This window comes from Lentzea sp. JNUCC 0626 (assembly GCF_043632865.1).
Classification (GTDB): Bacteria; Actinomycetota; Actinomycetes; order Mycobacteriales; family Pseudonocardiaceae; genus Lentzea.
Genome location: NZ_CP171635.1, coordinates 8,005,490 through 8,020,611, shown reverse-complemented (window position 1 = coordinate 8,020,611; position 15,122 = coordinate 8,005,490). Strand labels below are relative to the sequence as shown.

The window sequence follows — 15,122 nt, the reverse complement described above, 5'->3', positions numbered from 1 at the left end:
GAAGCGTGCAAAACAGCCGAGTGACTCTAACGGGTGGTGTAGTTCGGAGCCTCGACGGTCATGGTGATGTCGTGCGGGTGCGACTCCTTCAGGCCCGCCGCCGTGATCCGCACGAGCTGCGCGTCCTGCAGCTCGGTGATCGTGCGGGAACCCGTGTAGCCCATCGCCGCGCGCAGACCACCGTTGAGCTGGTGCACGACCTGCGACAGCGGACCGCGGAACGGCGTGCGCCCCTCGATGCCCTCCGGCACGAGCTTGTCCTCGTTGAGCACGTCGTCCTGGAAGTAGCGGTCCTTCGAGAACGACTTGTTCTCGCCGCGCGACTGCATGGCCGCGAGCGACCCCATGCCGCGGTAGGTCTTGAACTGCTTGCCGTTGACCAGGATCAGGTCGCCGGGCGCCTCCTGGGTGCCCGCGAGCAGCGATCCGAGCATCACGGCGGACGCGCCGGCAGCGATGGCCTTCGCGATGTCGCCGGAGTACTGGATGCCGCCGTCACCGATCACCGGCACACCGGCCGGGCGGCAGGCGAGCGACGCCTCGTAGATCGCGGAGATCTGCGGCACGCCGACACCCGCGACGACGCGCGTGGTGCAGATCGAGCCGGGGCCGACGCCGACCTTCACGCCGTCCGCACCCGCGTCGATCAACGCCTGGGCGCCCGCGCGCGTCGCGACGTTGCCGCCGACGACGTCCGCCGAGTCACCGAGTTCCTTCTTGATGCGGGCGACCATCTCCAGCACGCCGCGCGAGTGGCCGTGCGCCGTGTCGACCATCAGCACGTCGACACCGGCCTCGGCGAGCGTCATCGCGCGGACGAACGAGTCCTCGCCCACACCGACGGCGGCGGCGCACAGCAGGCGGCCGTCCGGGTCCTTGGTGGCCATCGGGTACTGCTCGGTCTTGACGAAGTCCTTGACCGTGATCAGGCCCTTGAGCTTGCCGTCGCCGTCGACGATCGGCAGCTTCTCGACCTTGTGGCGGCGCAGCAGGCCGAGCGCGGCCTCCGCGGAGACGCCGACCTGCGCGGTGATCAGCGGGCCCTTGGTCATGACCTCGACGACGCGCTTGCTGTGGTCGAGCTCGAAGCGCATGTCGCGGTTCGTGATGATGCCGACGAGCTTGTTGTTCTCGTCCGTGACCGGGACGCCGGAGATGCGGTAGCGGGCGCACAGGGCGTCCACCTCGGCCAGCGTGGCGTCGGGCGAGCAGGTGACCGGGTCGGTGACCATGCCGGCCTCCGACCGCTTCACGGTCTCCGCCTGGCGGGCCTGGTCCTCGATGCTCAGGTTGCGGTGCAGCACGCCGATGCCGCCCTGCCGAGCCATCGAGATCGCCATCCGGCCCTCGGTCACCGTGTCCATCGCGGCGCTGGCCAGCGGAATCTTGAGGGTGATGTTGCGCGAGATCCTGGTGCTCGTGTCGACGCCACTGGGGACGACGTCCGACTCGGCCGGCAGCAGGAGCACGTCGTCGAAGGTCAGCCCCAGCATCGCGAACTTGGCCGGGACTCCGTCAGCGTTGAGCTCGCTGGTCATAGCGGGTGGCATGCCTTCCGTCGTGCGGTCTGCTCCCCCTCCTGCGAGCGTGGTTTCCGCAGGCGGAGGCGGTGCGACCCATGGTATCTGGACGACCGAGGGGGTACGGCGGGTACCGTGCGGGGTCGTGCCGCACGACGCGTTGCCACCAGACCCCTTCGAGGGCGACCCGGAAGACCCCGCACTCTCCCTGGGCGAGCCCCACCACGACCATCCCCCGATGGACGACGACGAACGGACGGAGCTGGTCAGCGACCTGAGCGACCTCGCCGTCTACCAGGCGTTGCTCCAACATCGCGGCGTCAGAGGCATCGTCGTCGACTGCGGCGAGTGCCAGGAACCGCACTACCACGACTGGGCGTTGTTACGAGCCTCACTGGAGCAGCTGCTCGCCGACGGCCGGATGCGCCCGCACGAACCGGCGTTCGATCCGGACCCCGGCTCGTACGTCAGCTGGGAGTACTGCCGCGGCTACGCGGACGGCGTGACGGCGACGGAGTCCGCCCGCTGAGCTCCGGGGCTCGCTGAGAGACATCTCACGAGCCCCTCCGGTCACATTCCACCTGACGTGTGAACGCCCGAGCATGTGAACGGCCCCTGACCTGGGACAGGTCAGGGGCCGTTCACAGTGCGTCTCAGTTGGAGCCGGTGCTCGACTGACCGGTGGCCTCACCGTTCGTACCGGTGCCGGTCGAACCCGAACCCCCTGGGTTCTCGCCGGGGTCCGGCGGCGGAGGCGGCGGCGGGTTCTCCTCGCCACCGACCGAGGTGGGCGGCGGAGGCGTCTCCGACGACGGCGGCGTGGACGGCGTCGTGGTCGAAGGCTGCGTCGACGGCGTGGTCGTGGACGTCGACGTCTGCGAGGACTGGCTCGGCGTCGTCACCGGGGTCGTCGTCGAGGTCGGCGGCGCCGTCGAAGTGTTCGTGTCGAGCTGCTTCTCCAGCTCCTTGTGCTTCTCCTCGAGCTGCGCCTTGCCGTCGGCGGTCGAGACGGAGCCGAGGCTCGCCTGCACCTTGTCCAGCTTCTCGCGGGCCTCGTTGACCTTGCCTTCGCGCAGGGCGAGGCGGGCCGCGTCGAGCTCGCCGTTGATGATGGCCGCCGCTTCGATCGACTTCGCGTGCTCGGAGTAGAGCACTCGCGTCAGGCCCCAGAGCGTGTCGCCGGGTTGCGCGTCGCGGGCCACGAGGCTCACGCCGGTGAAGGCGATGGCCAGGACCGCCGCGGCGCTCGCCAGCGGGATCAGGAAGCGGTGCCTGCTGACCGGCTGCGGACGGGCAGCCTGGATCGTCGCGATGGCGGTGTCGGTGTCGACCAGTTCGCCGAAGGGCTCGGTCTCCACCTCGTTGCGCCATGCGAGCAGCAACGCGTTGAGCTCGTCGTCGACGAGCGAGCCGGTCGCGCCCGGTGTCGCGGACCCCAGCGCGTCCAGCAGCTTGTCATCGGCCTGTACCGCCGAAAGATCGTCGGCGACGGGTTCGTGCGGGGCTCTATCGTCCTGTCCGCGCACTTCCTCGTCGTCCTTCCCGTGTTCGTCGGCCACTCAGACCACCTCCTCCGCTGCCAGCGACTTGCGCAGCCGAGCCAGCGCACGGTGTTGCGCCACCCGGACCGCACCCGGAGTCGAACCGACCGCCTCGGCAGTTTCCTCGGCGGAGAGCCCGACCACCACCCTCAACAGCAGGATCTCCCGCTGCTTCTCCGGCAGGACGCGCAGTAGTACAGCCATCCGCTCGGAGAGTTCGCCCTGCATCGCCCGCTGTTCCGGACCAGCTTCGGTTTCCGGTGCGTCGGGGACTTCGGGAACCGGCTCGGAGCGGTTCCTGGCGGCAGACCGATGTGCATCGGCGACCTTGTGCGCCGCGATCCCGTAGACGAACGCGAGGAAGGGCCGACCCTGGTCGCGGTAGCTGGGCAATGCCGTGAGCACCGCGAGACACACCTCCTGGGCCACATCGTCCGCCGAAGCGAAGCTCCGCTCCTGCCTGCCAACTCTGGCGCGGCAGTACCGCACCACAAGAGGACGAATGGATGCCAAGAGGCGTTCGATCGCGGCACGGTCGCCGTCGACGGCCGCGCCCACTTCGGCGTCCAGTCCGTCCCCCAAGTTGGTCATCGCAGACAACAGCCCTGGTGTTACTTGTTGGCGTACCGACATGGAACAGCACGAGTCACTCACAGCGACCCGTTGCAGCAAGCTCACCGTACCGGTCTTCAGGCCCTCTGTTCATCAGGGGGCTATGGACACCCCTAGTGACCAGCAGACACGCCGAACGGCTGACAGCCCGGCGACATTGTCACCGGGCTGGGCTAACTTCGCGACCCGAAGGATCACCAGTTGAACGAGTGGTCCGTCTCACGCCACCGGCCCCGCTTCCCCACATGCGGCATATGGAGACGCGGGGCCGGTGCGGCAAGAGCGACCTACTGGACGAGGCCTCGCCGGAAGCCGTGCGCGACCGCCTGAGCGCGGTCACGAACACCGAGCTTGCGGAAGAGACGACGAGCGTGCGTCTTCACCGTGTCCTCCGACAGGTAGAGCTCGCGGCCGATCTGGCCGTTGCTCTTGCCCTGGCTCATGCCTCGCAGCACCTGGAGCTCACGCTCCGTGAGCTGCACGCCGGGGTCGGAGGGCTGGCGCGGCGCCGGCACCGAAGTGCTGGCGAGCGTGTGCGCGAGGGCTGCCACAAGCTCGGGACGCGACGCGTCCCACCTCAGGTAGCCACGGGCACCGCCGGCGATCGCCGCGGCGATGCTCCCGGCGTCGTCGGGTGCGCCGAAGACGATGACGTTTGCCTGCGGGTTCGCGGAGACGAGCCGACGGGTTGCTTCCACCCCGGTCGGGACAGCGCGCTGGGTTCCCACCAGCACGACGTCGACCGGCTGCCTTGAAAAGCGAGCCAACAACTCGTCACCGTGCGCTACGCAGTCGATGCGGCTGACCCCGGGGACAGCCGACATCACGCGGGTGAGACCCTCACGCACACTGCGCCGGTCGTCGCAAATAAGGACCGTGGTCACGGGGACTCCTTTCCTGCAGCCGAGTGACGTTCCATCTCCCCTATCGGACGCTGGCGGCCCAACCTTGACACGATCCGGTGCTTAATCCGTCAAGAAGTTCGTCTGAGGGTCTGCGTTCGGGGGTTCCCCGGAACGGAGCAGCCCACTCGGCACCCACGGGGACTCAAGGGCGACCTGTCGGCTGACGGCATCAGCTCTCCGTAACACGCAGCTCAGAGCCTCAGTCGCCCGGTCGATGGCGGCTGCGCCCACCGTGGGGGCATGGCCCGCCAGGACAAGAGCGCTCGGCCAGATCAACGGTTTCAAACGTTCGGAGGCGCTGTGATTTAGCTCACACTCGACTAGTTCAACCCCGCGGTTCAGGCCGTCGGGTGTCCCCCACACGACCAACGAGGTGCCCAGAACGAGTGCCGACTTGAGCTCGTGCCGCAGCGCCTTTCTGCTCGTCGCCGTCGCGTGGGCGCGCTCGGCGGGGGCCACAGCCCGCTCTGGTTGGTTGGACGCGAGCTCGATCTCGGCGGTCACCCAGCCCTTGCGGACCTCGCCGCGCCACGACCGCGTCTCAACTCGTGCGAGCAACCTGCGGGCCTCGCCCAGGCGTTGGGCACCAAGCGAATCGGCGGCGAGGCCGAGCAGCGCGTCGGTCCTGGCGCCTTCCGCGTCGATGCCGTCGGGGTCTTCCGGTCCGGTTTGCGGGGCCCTGGCGAGGGCGGCGCCGTCGAGGGGGCGGGCGAGCCGGTGGAGCCCTAGCTGACGGAGGTGGGACGCGCGAGTCGAGAAGGAGAGGGACGCGATCACCGGGTCGGGGTCGTGACGGAGCGCGTCCAACGCGGTGGCGGCCGCGGCGTAGTGGCCCTGGCCGCCCAGTACTACTGCGGCGAGCCAGCGGGCGCGGGGGCTGGTGGCGCTCAGGGCCCGCCAGACGTCGAGGCCGGGGGAATCGCCGAACGCGGCTCGGCGCAGCTCCTCTTCCATCACGCGAGGAGTGTGCCCGCCGACGACGGCACCACGAGGGTGAGGTGTCGGAGCTGTCAGGTCAGGTGACGGCAGCCTCGATGGCGTCCACCGCGGCGGCGAGGTCCTCCACTCGTTCGGCCGGCGAGGTCACCACCCCGCGCCGCCAGCCGGGGCCGCCCACGAACACCCGCACCTGCTGGCGCGTCCGGGGCAGCGCGGCGATCACCCCCGCGTCGGCGTACCGGGGCAGCTGCGCCCACAGCACCACCGCCGCCGGAGCGGTTCGACGCACTGCCGAGGCCAGGGCGTCCATCGGTAGCGCCGCCCCGAGCTGCCGGACCACCACTCCGCGCAGGGCCAACTCCGCGGCCAGTGGATAGAGAGGAAGGTTGTGCCTCTCCTCCGGCATGCACGCCAGCAGCACGGGGCGATGGTTGCGCCCGGCGGTCACGAGCGGGGTGGCGCGCACGAACGCGGCGAGCACGCACTCGTTGAGAAGGTGTTCGACCTCCACGCCCGCGCCGGAGAGTTGCCAGCGCGCGGCGACGGCCGTCAGGACGGGGCGGACGACCTCGTTCCAGGTGGCGATCACCCCCTCGGCGGCGAGGGAGTCGGCGAGCATCTGCTGGACGGAGATCGAGTCCATTGCCACGGCGGCGCGGCCCAGTCCGCGTGCCAATCGAGACGCTCCGGGCATTTTGAGGCCACGTCCACCCGATGGGGCGACAGGGACCTCTCCGTGGGTCATCGAGGATTTCGAGTCCAAAGCGAAACGGGCCGCCTCGGCAGAGGACGCGCCACGAAGAAGAGCGCGTTGCATCAATTCGAGGCGAGCCACATCGGGTGGGCCGTATTTCCGGTGCCGCCCAACGGTGTGGCCCGTCGGCCCGAGTCCGTAGCGGCGGTCCCAGGTGCGAAGGGTGGCGGGAGCCACGCCGAGTCGCCTGGCCACCGCGGCCACTGAGAGAAGGGGCTCACTCGTGTGACTACCGGCATACCTGTGCTCCGGCGGTGTCATCACGAGAGCCATGTTCCGTTCACCTCATCCGGGCGGCAACTCCGGGCGGTGAGTGATCGAACACGCGTGCCGTCACCCATCAGTTGATAAGGGTCTTCAGCCTCTTGAACAAGTTTTGACGCGGTTCTACGGTGGATCATCGTTAAGCCGAATGGAGCAGTCGTCACGGAGGCGGTCTCGATGGCGGACACCCGAAGGCTCCCCGGTCCCAACGCAGATCTGTGGGACTGGCAGATGCGCGGTTCGTGCCGGGGTATGGACAGCGCGTTCTTCTTCCACCCCGACGGCGAACGGGGTCCGGCGAGAGCCCGGCGGGAGGCTCGCGCCAAGGCTGTCTGTCTCGCCTGCCCGGTGCTGGAGATGTGCCGCAAACACGCGTTGGCAGTGCAGGAACCGTACGGAATCTGGGGCGGGCTCTCGGAATCGGAGCGCGACCACATCATCAAGGCACGAAAGCGGCAATTGGCAATAGTCTAGACAATGAAGCCGGGGTTGGCACCAAATGAATGGCGCCAACCCCGGCTTTATTTGAGCTCGAACCTCAGAGGTCCACCTAGGGCCGCGAGTTCGCGCCGGTCGTCCGGTCACCCGCTCGCGTCGAAATCGGCGAAGCCCATTTCGGCGCGGGCGAGTCGGGCGGACGGCCGGCTTCCCGGCGAACTCGCCGCCGTCTGCGGAGCAGCGGCCGATGACTCAGTGGCCGTGCCCGTGACCGTGGCCCGCGGCGGCGGACGACAGCGGCTCCTCGGCCTTCTTCTCCACGACGGCGCTCTCGGTCGTGAGGACCATGCGCGCGATCGAGGCGGCGTTGGCGACGGCGGAACGCGTCACCTTGACCGGGTCGATGATGCCCTGCTCGAGCAGGTCACCGAACTCGAGCTTGGCGGCGTTGATGCCGAAGCCCCACTCGCCCTCGCGGACCTTGTTCACCACGACGGCGCCTTCGAGGCCCGCGTTGGCGGCGATCCAGAACAGCGGCGCGGACAGGGCCTTCGCGACGAGCGCGACACCCGTGGCCTCGTCACCGGTCAGGCCGAGGCCGCCGTCGAGCACCTTGGAGCCGTGCACGAGAGCGGAGCCACCGCCGGGGACGATGCCCTCCTCGACCGCGGCCTTCGTAGCGGCGACCGCGTCCTCGATGCGGTGCTTGCGCTCCTTGAGCTCGGTCTCGGTGGCGGCGCCGACCTTGATCACGGCGATGCCGCCGGAGAGCTTCGCGAGGCGCTCCTGGAGCTTCTCGCGGTCCCAGTCGGAGTCCGTGGCCTCGATCTCGCGACGGAGCTGCTCCGCGCGGCCGGCGATGTCGGCCTTGGTGCCGCCACCGTCGACGATCGTGGTGTCGTCCTTGGTCACGACGACGCGGCGGGCGGAGCCCAGCTGGTCGAGCGTGGTCTCGGACAGCTTGAGGCCGATCTCCGTGGAGATCACCTCGCCACCGGTGACGACCGCGAGGTCGTCCAGGAACGCCTTGCGGCGGTCACCGAAGAACGGCGCCTTCACGGCGACGACCTTCAGGGTCTTGCGGACGGCGTTGACCACCAGGGTGGACAGGGCCTCGCCCTCGACGTCCTCGGCGAGGATCAGCAGCGGCTTGCCGGACTCCGCGACCTTCTCGAGGATCGGGAGGACGTCGGCCAGGGCCGAGATCTTCTCGCGGTGCAGCAGGATGCGGACGTCTTCGTAGACGGCCTCCTGCGCCTCGAGGTCGGTCGAGAAGTGCGTCGACACGTAGCCCTTGTCGAACTGCACGCCCTCGGTGATCACGAGCTCGGTCGCGAGCGTGGACGACTCCTCGACGGTGATGACACCGTCTTCGCCGACGCGCTCGATGGCCTCGCCGAGCAGGGCGCCGATGGACTCGTCACGCGACGAGACGGTGCCGACCTGCGCGATGTTCTCGCGGCCCTTGACCGGGGTGGCCTTGCCCTTGAGCGCGTCCACGACGGCGTCGGAGGCGGCCTGGATGCCACGGCCGAGCGCGGTCGGGTTGGCGCCCGCGGCGATGTTGCGCAGGCCTTCCTTGACCAGGGCCTGCGCCAGCACGGTGGCGGTGGTGGTGCCGTCACCCGCGACGTCGTTGGTCTTGGTGGCGACCGACTTGGCGAGCTGCGCGCCCAGGTTCTCGAACGGGTCGTCCAGCTCGATCTCGCGCGCAATCGTCACACCGTCGTTGGTGACCGTCGGGCCACCGAACTTCTTGTCGAGAACGACGTGGCGCCCACGCGGGCCAAGGGTGACCTTGACCGTGTCGGCGAGCTTGTTCACGCCGCGCTCAAGCGCCCGACGAGCGTCCTCGTCGAAGCTGATCTGCTTTGCCATTACCAATCCTCAATTGAGCCGCGGGTGAGCCGCGGGAAAGCGAAACGCCCCGGAGTCCCCGGATGGGGCGCCGGGGCGTCAGGCATGACAGCCGCTGCGTCTAGTTGACGACGGCCAGCACGTCGCGCGCGGAGAGGATGAGGTACTCCTCGCCGTTGTACTTGACCTCGGTGCCGCCGTACTTCGAGTAGATGACGACGTCGCCGACAGCCACGTCCAGCGGGACGCGGTTGCCCTTGTCGTCGATGCGGCCGGGACCCACCGCGAGGACCTTGCCCTCCTGGGGCTTCTCCTTCGCGGTGTCCGGGATCACGAGGCCGGAGGCAGTGGTCGTCTCGGCCTCCGAGGCCTGGACAACGATCTTGTCCTCAAGCGGCTTGATGTTCACGCTCACCGGGATGACCTCCACGGGTCTTTGGCAGGTTCGTGTTCAACGGCTCCTGCCACCCCGCCGTCGCGGGGGTCGGGGCGGTGCTGGTGCCGTGCAGTTGGCACTCTACCCACGAGAGTGCCAAGCCTTCAACGAGCCCCCCGAACCGATCACCCTCCGGGAGCCGTATTCAGGGCATGTCCCCGTTGACTCGCCGAACGCTGCTGCTCGCAGGCGTGGCCGGACTCACAGCGTTCTCGGTCACGGCTTCGGCGCGTCCGGGCGACCCGTTCACCCTCGGTGTGGCCTCGGGAGACCCGGCACCCGACGGGGTGGTCCTGTGGACCCGGCTGGCCCTGAACCCCCTCGCCGACGACGGCCTGGGCGGCATGCCGCCACGTCCGATCGAGGTCGAGTGGGAGGTCGCCGACGACGAACGATTCACCCGAATCGTGCAACGCGGCTCCAGCACGGCTCGACCGGAAGAGGCGCACAGCGTCCACGTGGACCTGGTCGGACTCGACGCCGGCCGCGAGTACTACTACCGCTTCAAGGCCCTCAACCACCTCTCTCGTACAGGCCGCACGCGCACAGCACCCCCTCCGAACGTGCTGCAAGTACCGCTGACGATGGCCTTCGCGTCGTGCGCGCAGTACGAGCATGGCTACTTCACGGCCTACCAGCGCATGGCCGAGGACGAACCGGACCTGATCCTGCACCTCGGCGACTACACCTACGAGTACGAGAGCGGCATCCACGTCGCGCCGCAGGGCAACGTCCGGCGCGTCGACGGACCGACCACCGTGACGCTCGCGGACTACCGCCGCCGCCAGGCCCAGTACAAGACCGACCCGGACCTCCAGGCCGCGCACGCCGTGGCCCCGTGGAGCGTCGTCTGGGACGACCACGAGATCGACAACAACTGGGCGGGCCTGCTGCCGGACAAGCCGCAGCCGAACTTCCTCGCCCGCCGCGCCGCCGCGATCCAGGCGTACTACGAGAACATGCCTTTGCGCAGGTCATCAAGGCTGTACCGGCGGATCCGCTGGGGCGGGCTCGCGACGTTCCACATGCTCGACACCCGCCAGTACCGGACCGACCAGGCCTGCGGCGACGGCCTCCAGCTCTGCCCCGAACGCCTCGAGCCCTCCCGCACGATGCTGGGCGCGGCGCAGGAGGACTGGCTGTTCACCGGCTTCCGTTCGTCGCAGGCGCGGTGGGACGTGCTCGGCCAGCAGGTGTTCTTCTCGCAGTACGACTACATTCCGGGCGAGGTCGACAAGTTCCTGTTGGACGCGTGGGACGGCTACGTCGCCGACCGCGACCGGGTGGTGGCGGGTTTCGCGGACGTGCGGAACCCGATCGTGCTGACCGGGGACGTGCACGCGGCGTGGGGCGCAGACGTGAAGGAGCGCTGGGACGACCCGTCCTCGAAGACCCTGGCGACGGAGTTGGTGACGACCTCGATCACGGCCGGTGGGGACGGGTCGGAGGAGTACGCCGAGACACCGCTGTGGCTGCGCGAGAACCCGCACGTGAAGTACTTCAACAACCGGCGCGGTTACACGCTGACCCGCTTCACGCCCGATGAGCTGCGCACGGACTTCCGGGGGTTGGACTACGTGACGAGGCCCGGCTCCCCGATCTCCACGAAGGCGTCGTTCGTCGTGGAGGACGGAAAACCAGGCCTCAACCGCATCTAGAAGATCCGCGTCTAGAAGATCTGGACCGTGTTCACCGGCAGGCCCGGGTTGGTCGAGAGGTCCATCGAGGACGGCTTGGCGCCCGCCGCCACCAGGTGGGCTCCGAGCGCCGCGATCATCGCGCCGTTGTCGGTGCACAGCCGTGGGCGTGGCACACGCAGTTCGATGCCCGCCTCGGCACAGCGTTCGGCGGCGAGTCCGCTCAGCCGCGAGTTCGCCGCGACGCCGCCGGAGATGACCAGCGTGCCGACGTTCAGGTCCTTCGCGGCGCGGATCGCCTTGGCGGTCAGCACGTCCGCGACGGCCTCCTGGAACGACGCGGCGACGTCGGCCAGCGGGATCTCCTCGCCGGCCCGCTCGGCGCGTTCGACCCAGCGGGCCACCGAGGTCTTCAGGCCGGAGAACGAGAAGTCGTACTTCGCGTCGCGCGGGCCGGTGAGGCCACGCGGGAACGCGATCGCGCAGCCGTTGCCCTGCTTGGCGAGCTTGTCGATGGGCGGGCCGCCGGGGTACGGCAGGTCGAGCAGCCGTGCGACCTTGTCGTAGGCCTCGCCCGCCGCGTCGTCCACGGTGGAGCCGATCTCGGTGATCGAGTTGGCGAGGCCGCCCTCGATCAGCAGCAGTTGCGAGTGGCCGCCGGACACCAGCAGCGCGAGGCAGCGGTCCGGCAACGCGCCGTGCTGCAACGTGTCCGCGGCGACGTGGCCCGCGAGGTGGTTCACGCCGTAGAGCGGCTTGCCGAGCGCGGCCGCGTACGCCTTCGCGGCGGACACGCCGACCAGCAGCGCACCGGCCAGGCCGGGGCCCGCGGTGACGGCGATCGAGTGGATCTGCGAGAGCTCGACCCCGGCGGTGTCGAGGGCGCGGCGCATGGTCGGGACCAGCGCTTCGAGGTGGGCGCGCGAGGCGACCTCGGGCACGACGCCGCCGAAGCGGGCGTGCTCCTCGACGCTGGAGGCGACCTCGTCGGCGAGCAGTTCGAGCGAGCCTTCGGGGCCCAGGCGGACGATGCCGAAGCCCGTCTCGTCGCACGAGCTCTCGATGCCCAGGATCAGGCGATCAGACATTGTGGGCAGGCCTTCCCATCGTGTACGCGTCGGCACCCGACGGCTGGTAGTAGCGGCGGCGCAGGCCGAGGTGCTCGAAGCCGTGCGCCAGGTACATCGCGATCGCGGGCTCGTTGTCGGTCCTCACCTCGAGGAACACCGGCACGCCGATCTCGTCGACCCGCGCGAGCAGGTCCTGCAGGAGCCTCTTGCCGACGCCCTTGCCCTGCCAGTACGACACGACCGCGATGGTGTGCACGCTGGCCTCGTACTGCGACGCGGCGAGCCCGGCGTACCCGATCAGCTCGCCGTCGGCGTGCGCGCCCATGTAGTAGTTGCCGTTGTCGAGCTCACTGTGGAACGCGTTCTCGCTCCACGGGTCGTCACCGGGGAACAACGCCAGCTCGATCTCGTGGCACCTGGGCACGTCGGCGTGCCGCAGGGGCGCGAGCGTGACGGTGCCGGTAGTCATCCCCTGGTCACCCGCTTGCGCCCGGTCGGCTCGACCGCGTCAGGTCGGCGCAGGTAGAGCGGGGTGAGCGCGGCGGGACGGGCCTTCGCGAGCACCTCGGCGGCCGCGGCGGCGACCAGACCCTCGGGACTCGGGTGCTTCGCTTCGAGCGTCTCGAGGCCCAGGACCTCGGCGTAGATCTCCGCACCCTCACCGGTCGCCTGGTGCACACCCAGCGCGGGCAGCTTCTCGGCGAGGTCCTGCGGCCGTTCGACGTGCGGGCCGTCCGTGCGGCGCCCGGCGGCGTCGTAGGCGGCCCAGTAGACCTCCTTGCGCCGCGCGTCGGTCGCGACCAGCAGCGGGTGGCCGCTGGCGGCGTCCTTGGCGATCGCGTCGGTGGTCGCCACCGGGTAGACCGGGCGGTTGAGCGCCTGGCCGAGCGCGGCGGCCGTGGCGAGGCCGACCCGCAGGCCCGTGAACGGACCGGGGCCCGCGCCGACGACGATCGCGTCGAGGTCGGCGTAGGTCTTGCCGGCTTCCGCCAGGGCGTCGCTGATGTGCGGGGTGAGCAGCTCGCCGTGCGCCTTGGCGTTGAGCGTCACCCGCTTCGCGAGCAGGCGCGGCGGGGAGTCTGGCGCGAGTTCGACCACACCGGCGGTGACTGCGGGGGTGGCCGTGTCGACGGCGAGCACTAGCACGATTGTCCAGAGTAGTACGAGGTCGCGTCGGTCATCCGGTCGCCTCTTGCTGTCAACCGCCGGAGGCGATTCGGCGGCAAGCGGCGGCCGGATGACCGACTTCCCGACGACCTCGTCGCCATCTGCGGAGCAGGGGCAATCAGACACAGTGGTCGAACCCACACTTCCGATGCGTCCTCTAGCCGGCCGTACGACGCTGTGGGGATGTTCGCTGAACCGAGTGACCGCGAGGCGTTGCGCTTCGGAGACCGGTCTCTGACGTACGCCGAGCTCCACCAGGCCGCGGGCACCCTGGCGGAACGCCTGAAGGGCCGCACGCGAGTAGCCGTCTGGGCGACCTCGACGCTGGAGACGTGCGTTTCCGTCGTGGCCGGGTTGCTGGCCGGGGTGGCGATCGTGCCGCTCAACCCCAAGCTCGGCGAACGCGAACTCGAGCACATCCTCGGCGACAGTCAGCCCGACCTGGTCCTGCGCGACGAAGAGATCGTCTTCGGCGAGCCGGGGACGTTCGACGAACCAGGCCCCGAGACGCCGGCGCTGGTCATCTACACCTCGGGCACGACCGGTCCGCCCAAGGGCGTCGTGCTGCCGCGACGGGCGCTCACGTCCAACATCGACGCGCTCGCGACGGTGTGGCAGTGGACCGCCGACGACGTGCTGGTGCACGGCCTGCCGCTGTTCCACGTGCACGGCCTGGGCATCGGCGTCCTCGGACCGCTGCGACTCGGCGGCTCGGTCCGGCACGTGAAGTTCTCGCCCGAGGCGATCGGCCACGAACTCGCGACCGGCGCCACGATGATGTTCGGCGTCCCGACGATGTACCACCGCATCGCCGAGGCCGTGGAGAACGACGCGGCGCTCGCCGGGCAGTTCGGGAGGGCCCGCCTGCTGGTGTCCGGCAGCGCGGCGCTCCCCGCGAGCGACCACGCGCGGATCGCGAAGGCCACCGGGCAGGGCATCGTCGAGCGGTACGGGATGAGCGAGACGCTGATGAACGTCAGCGTCCGGTTCGACGGCGACCGCAGGCCCGGCGCGGTCGGGTTGCCGGTGGACGGCGTCGAGGTCCGAGTCGTCGACGAGCAGGGCCACGAGGTCGAGCAGGGCGCCATCGGTGAGATCGAAGTGCGCGGGCCGAACCTGTTCCTGGAGTACCTCAACCGTCCTGACGCGACCGAGGCGGCGTTCCGGGACGGGTGGTTCAAGACCGGCGACATGGCGGTGCGCGATCCCGACGGGTACGTCCGCATCGTCGGGAGGCGGGCCACGGACCTGATCAAGAGCGGTGGCTACAAGATCGGCGCGGGCGAGATCGAGAACGTGCTGCTCGAGCATCCGTCGGTGGCCGAGGTGGCGGTGACGGGCGAGCCGGACGACGACCTGGGCGAGCGGATCGTGGCCTGGGTGGTTCCGGCGGGCGAAGAGCCGGAACCATCGGCACTGAGCGACCACGTCGCGAAACTGCTCTCGCCGCACAAGAGGCCGCGAGTCGTGCGATTCCTGAAGGCTTTGCCGCGCAACGAGATGGGCAAGGTCCTCAAGAAGGAGTTGTCCTAAGAGGACTGTCAGCGGATGGCCGACGGGCTCGAACGGCCATCCGCTGACGTCCGTCGATCAGCCAGCCGAGTTGCCGTTGCAGGCGACGTAGGACGGCGAGTGGTCGACCGTGAAGATCTCGAGCGGGCCGTTCCACTGCCACGGCGCGACGCAGGCGTTGTTCAGCACGCTGATGCCGTGACCACCGGCGGCGTGGTTGTCGTTGCACGCGGCGTAGCCGGGCGCGTGACCCTCGTGCAGCAGCGAGAACGGGCCGTTCCACTGCCACGGCGCGGCGCAGAGGTTGTCGGCAACGCTGATGCCGCCGGAGCGGTCGTGCTCGCCGGCGGAAGCGGGAGCAGCGGCCGCGAGCAGCGCGCCACCGATGACTGCGGTTGCGAAGAGCGTCTTCTTGATCATGCGACTCTCATCGGCCCGTCACGCTCTGTCCTTAATGGACTTCACCCCAT

Annotated in this window: 16 protein-coding genes; 4 read left to right on the top strand and 12 right to left on the bottom strand. The window is 69.5% G+C overall.

What is annotated here, in order from left to right; all coding sequences use genetic code 11:
- Positions 1-26: 26 nt before the first annotated feature.
- Positions 27-1,538, bottom strand: coding sequence for an IMP dehydrogenase (guaB, locus tag JNUCC0626_RS37315; RefSeq protein WP_394615382.1), 1,512 nt, complete (start codon positions 1,536-1,538; stop codon positions 27-29).
- Between the two features lie 127 nt (positions 1,539-1,665).
- Here guaB and JNUCC0626_RS37310 point away from each other — a divergent pair, with 127 nt between their 5' ends.
- A complete protein-coding gene (locus tag JNUCC0626_RS37310; RefSeq protein WP_394615381.1) occupies positions 1,666-2,049 on the top strand; it encodes a DUF5319 domain-containing protein in 384 nt (127 codons plus the stop codon).
- 124 nt (positions 2,050-2,173) lie between these two features.
- On the opposite strand, the gene JNUCC0626_RS37305 is transcribed toward JNUCC0626_RS37310, so the two are convergent.
- The 5 genes from JNUCC0626_RS37305 to JNUCC0626_RS37285 all read right to left on the bottom strand — a co-directional run bounded on the left by JNUCC0626_RS37305 (position 2,174) and on the right by JNUCC0626_RS37285 (position 6,532).
- Positions 2,174-3,079: an anti-sigma-D factor RsdA gene (locus JNUCC0626_RS37305; protein WP_394615380.1), complete on the bottom strand. Its 906-nt coding sequence runs from the start codon at positions 3,077-3,079 to the stop codon at positions 2,174-2,176.
- Positions 3,080-3,652: a sigma-70 family RNA polymerase sigma factor gene (locus tag JNUCC0626_RS37300; RefSeq protein ID WP_285643354.1), complete on the bottom strand. Its 573-nt coding sequence runs from the start codon at positions 3,650-3,652 to the stop codon at positions 3,080-3,082.
- Positions 3,653-3,960: 308 nt separating this feature from the next.
- Positions 3,961-4,557, bottom strand: a complete 597-nt coding sequence (locus JNUCC0626_RS37295) for a response regulator transcription factor (protein WP_030471988.1) — start codon at positions 4,555-4,557, stop codon at positions 3,961-3,963.
- 81 nt (positions 4,558-4,638) lie between these two features.
- Complete coding sequence (locus tag JNUCC0626_RS37290) at positions 4,639-5,532, bottom strand: hypothetical protein (protein WP_394622186.1); 894 nt, start codon at positions 5,530-5,532, stop codon at positions 4,639-4,641.
- 61 nt (positions 5,533-5,593) lie between these two features.
- Positions 5,594-6,532 (bottom strand): MerR family transcriptional regulator, encoded by a 939-nt coding sequence (locus JNUCC0626_RS37285; protein ID WP_394622185.1) that lies wholly within the window; start codon positions 6,530-6,532, stop codon positions 5,594-5,596.
- Between the two features lie 180 nt (positions 6,533-6,712).
- Here JNUCC0626_RS37285 and JNUCC0626_RS37280 point away from each other — a divergent pair, with 180 nt between their 5' ends.
- On the top strand, positions 6,713-7,009 hold the full coding sequence (locus tag JNUCC0626_RS37280) for a WhiB family transcriptional regulator (protein ID WP_089915132.1): 297 nt from the start codon (positions 6,713-6,715) through the stop codon (positions 7,007-7,009).
- Positions 7,010-7,225: 216 nt separating this feature from the next.
- Here JNUCC0626_RS37280 and groL read toward each other — a convergent pair whose 3' ends face one another.
- Positions 7,226-8,851 carry a chaperonin GroEL gene (groL, locus tag JNUCC0626_RS37275; RefSeq protein ID WP_394615379.1) on the bottom strand — a complete coding sequence of 542 codons (1,626 nt, stop codon included), beginning with the start codon at positions 8,849-8,851 and terminating at the stop codon, positions 7,226-7,228.
- A gap of 100 nt (positions 8,852-8,951) precedes the next feature.
- Positions 8,952-9,245 carry a co-chaperone GroES gene (gene groES / locus JNUCC0626_RS37270; protein WP_030478362.1) on the bottom strand — a complete coding sequence of 98 codons (294 nt, stop codon included), beginning with the start codon at positions 9,243-9,245 and terminating at the stop codon, positions 8,952-8,954.
- A gap of 173 nt (positions 9,246-9,418) precedes the next feature.
- Here groES and JNUCC0626_RS37265 point away from each other — a divergent pair, with 173 nt between their 5' ends.
- Complete coding sequence (locus JNUCC0626_RS37265) at positions 9,419-10,924, top strand: alkaline phosphatase D family protein (protein WP_394615378.1); 1,506 nt, start codon at positions 9,419-9,421, stop codon at positions 10,922-10,924.
- Positions 10,925-10,935: 11 nt separating this feature from the next.
- Here JNUCC0626_RS37265 and tsaD read toward each other — a convergent pair whose 3' ends face one another.
- Genes tsaD through tsaB form a run of 3 tightly spaced genes read right to left on the bottom strand, consistent with a single transcriptional unit; the run spans position 10,936 to position 13,119 of the window.
- Positions 10,936-11,991, bottom strand: coding sequence for a tRNA (adenosine(37)-N6)-threonylcarbamoyltransferase complex transferase subunit TsaD (gene tsaD / locus JNUCC0626_RS37260; protein WP_394615377.1), 1,056 nt, complete (start codon positions 11,989-11,991; stop codon positions 10,936-10,938).
- Positions 11,984-12,442, bottom strand: coding sequence for a ribosomal protein S18-alanine N-acetyltransferase (gene rimI / locus JNUCC0626_RS37255; RefSeq protein ID WP_394615376.1), 459 nt, complete (start codon positions 12,440-12,442; stop codon positions 11,984-11,986). The genes tsaD and rimI overlap by 8 nt, the downstream gene beginning before the upstream one ends.
- Entirely contained in the window at positions 12,439-13,119 is a 681-nt protein-coding gene (gene tsaB / locus JNUCC0626_RS37250) for a tRNA (adenosine(37)-N6)-threonylcarbamoyltransferase complex dimerization subunit type 1 TsaB (RefSeq protein ID WP_394615375.1), read from the bottom strand. The genes rimI and tsaB overlap by 4 nt, the downstream gene beginning before the upstream one ends.
- Before the next feature lie 204 nt (positions 13,120-13,323).
- Between tsaB and JNUCC0626_RS37245 the strand changes: the two genes are divergently transcribed.
- Positions 13,324-14,673 (top strand): acyl-CoA synthetase, encoded by a 1,350-nt coding sequence (locus tag JNUCC0626_RS37245; protein ID WP_394615374.1) that lies wholly within the window; start codon positions 13,324-13,326, stop codon positions 14,671-14,673.
- 57 nt (positions 14,674-14,730) lie between these two features.
- Here the strand turns inward: JNUCC0626_RS37245 and JNUCC0626_RS37240 are convergent, their stop codons facing one another.
- Positions 14,731-15,072: a hypothetical protein gene (locus JNUCC0626_RS37240; protein WP_394615373.1), complete on the bottom strand. Its 342-nt coding sequence runs from the start codon at positions 15,070-15,072 to the stop codon at positions 14,731-14,733.
- Between the last annotated feature and the right edge of the window lie 50 nt (positions 15,073-15,122).

Coding starts and splice junctions, on each gene's coding strand:
- JNUCC0626_RS37300 (WP_285643354.1), bottom strand. CDS start 3,652: ATGACCAACTTGGGGGACGGACTGGACGCCGAAGTGGGCGCGGCCGTC.
- JNUCC0626_RS37285 (WP_394622185.1), bottom strand. CDS start 6,532: ATGACACCGCCGGAGCACAGGTATGCCGGTAGTCACACGAGTGAGCCC.
- tsaD (WP_394615377.1), bottom strand. CDS start 11,991: ATGTCTGATCGCCTGATCCTGGGCATCGAGAGCTCGTGCGACGAGACG.
- guaB (WP_394615382.1), bottom strand. CDS start 1,538: ATGACCAGCGAGCTCAACGCTGACGGAGTCCCGGCCAAGTTCGCGATG.
- JNUCC0626_RS37240 (WP_394615373.1), bottom strand. CDS start 15,072: ATGATCAAGAAGACGCTCTTCGCAACCGCAGTCATCGGTGGCGCGCTG.
- JNUCC0626_RS37245 (WP_394615374.1), top strand. CDS start 13,324: ATGTTCGCTGAACCGAGTGACCGCGAGGCGTTGCGCTTCGGAGACCGG.
- groL (WP_394615379.1), bottom strand. CDS start 8,851: ATGGCAAAGCAGATCAGCTTCGACGAGGACGCTCGTCGGGCGCTTGAG.
- JNUCC0626_RS37280 (WP_089915132.1), top strand. CDS start 6,713: ATGGCGGACACCCGAAGGCTCCCCGGTCCCAACGCAGATCTGTGGGAC.
- rimI (WP_394615376.1), bottom strand. CDS start 12,442: ATGACTACCGGCACCGTCACGCTCGCGCCCCTGCGGCACGCCGACGTG.
- JNUCC0626_RS37290 (WP_394622186.1), bottom strand. CDS start 5,532: ATGGAAGAGGAGCTGCGCCGAGCCGCGTTCGGCGATTCCCCCGGCCTC.
- JNUCC0626_RS37265 (WP_394615378.1), top strand. CDS start 9,419: ATGTCCCCGTTGACTCGCCGAACGCTGCTGCTCGCAGGCGTGGCCGGA.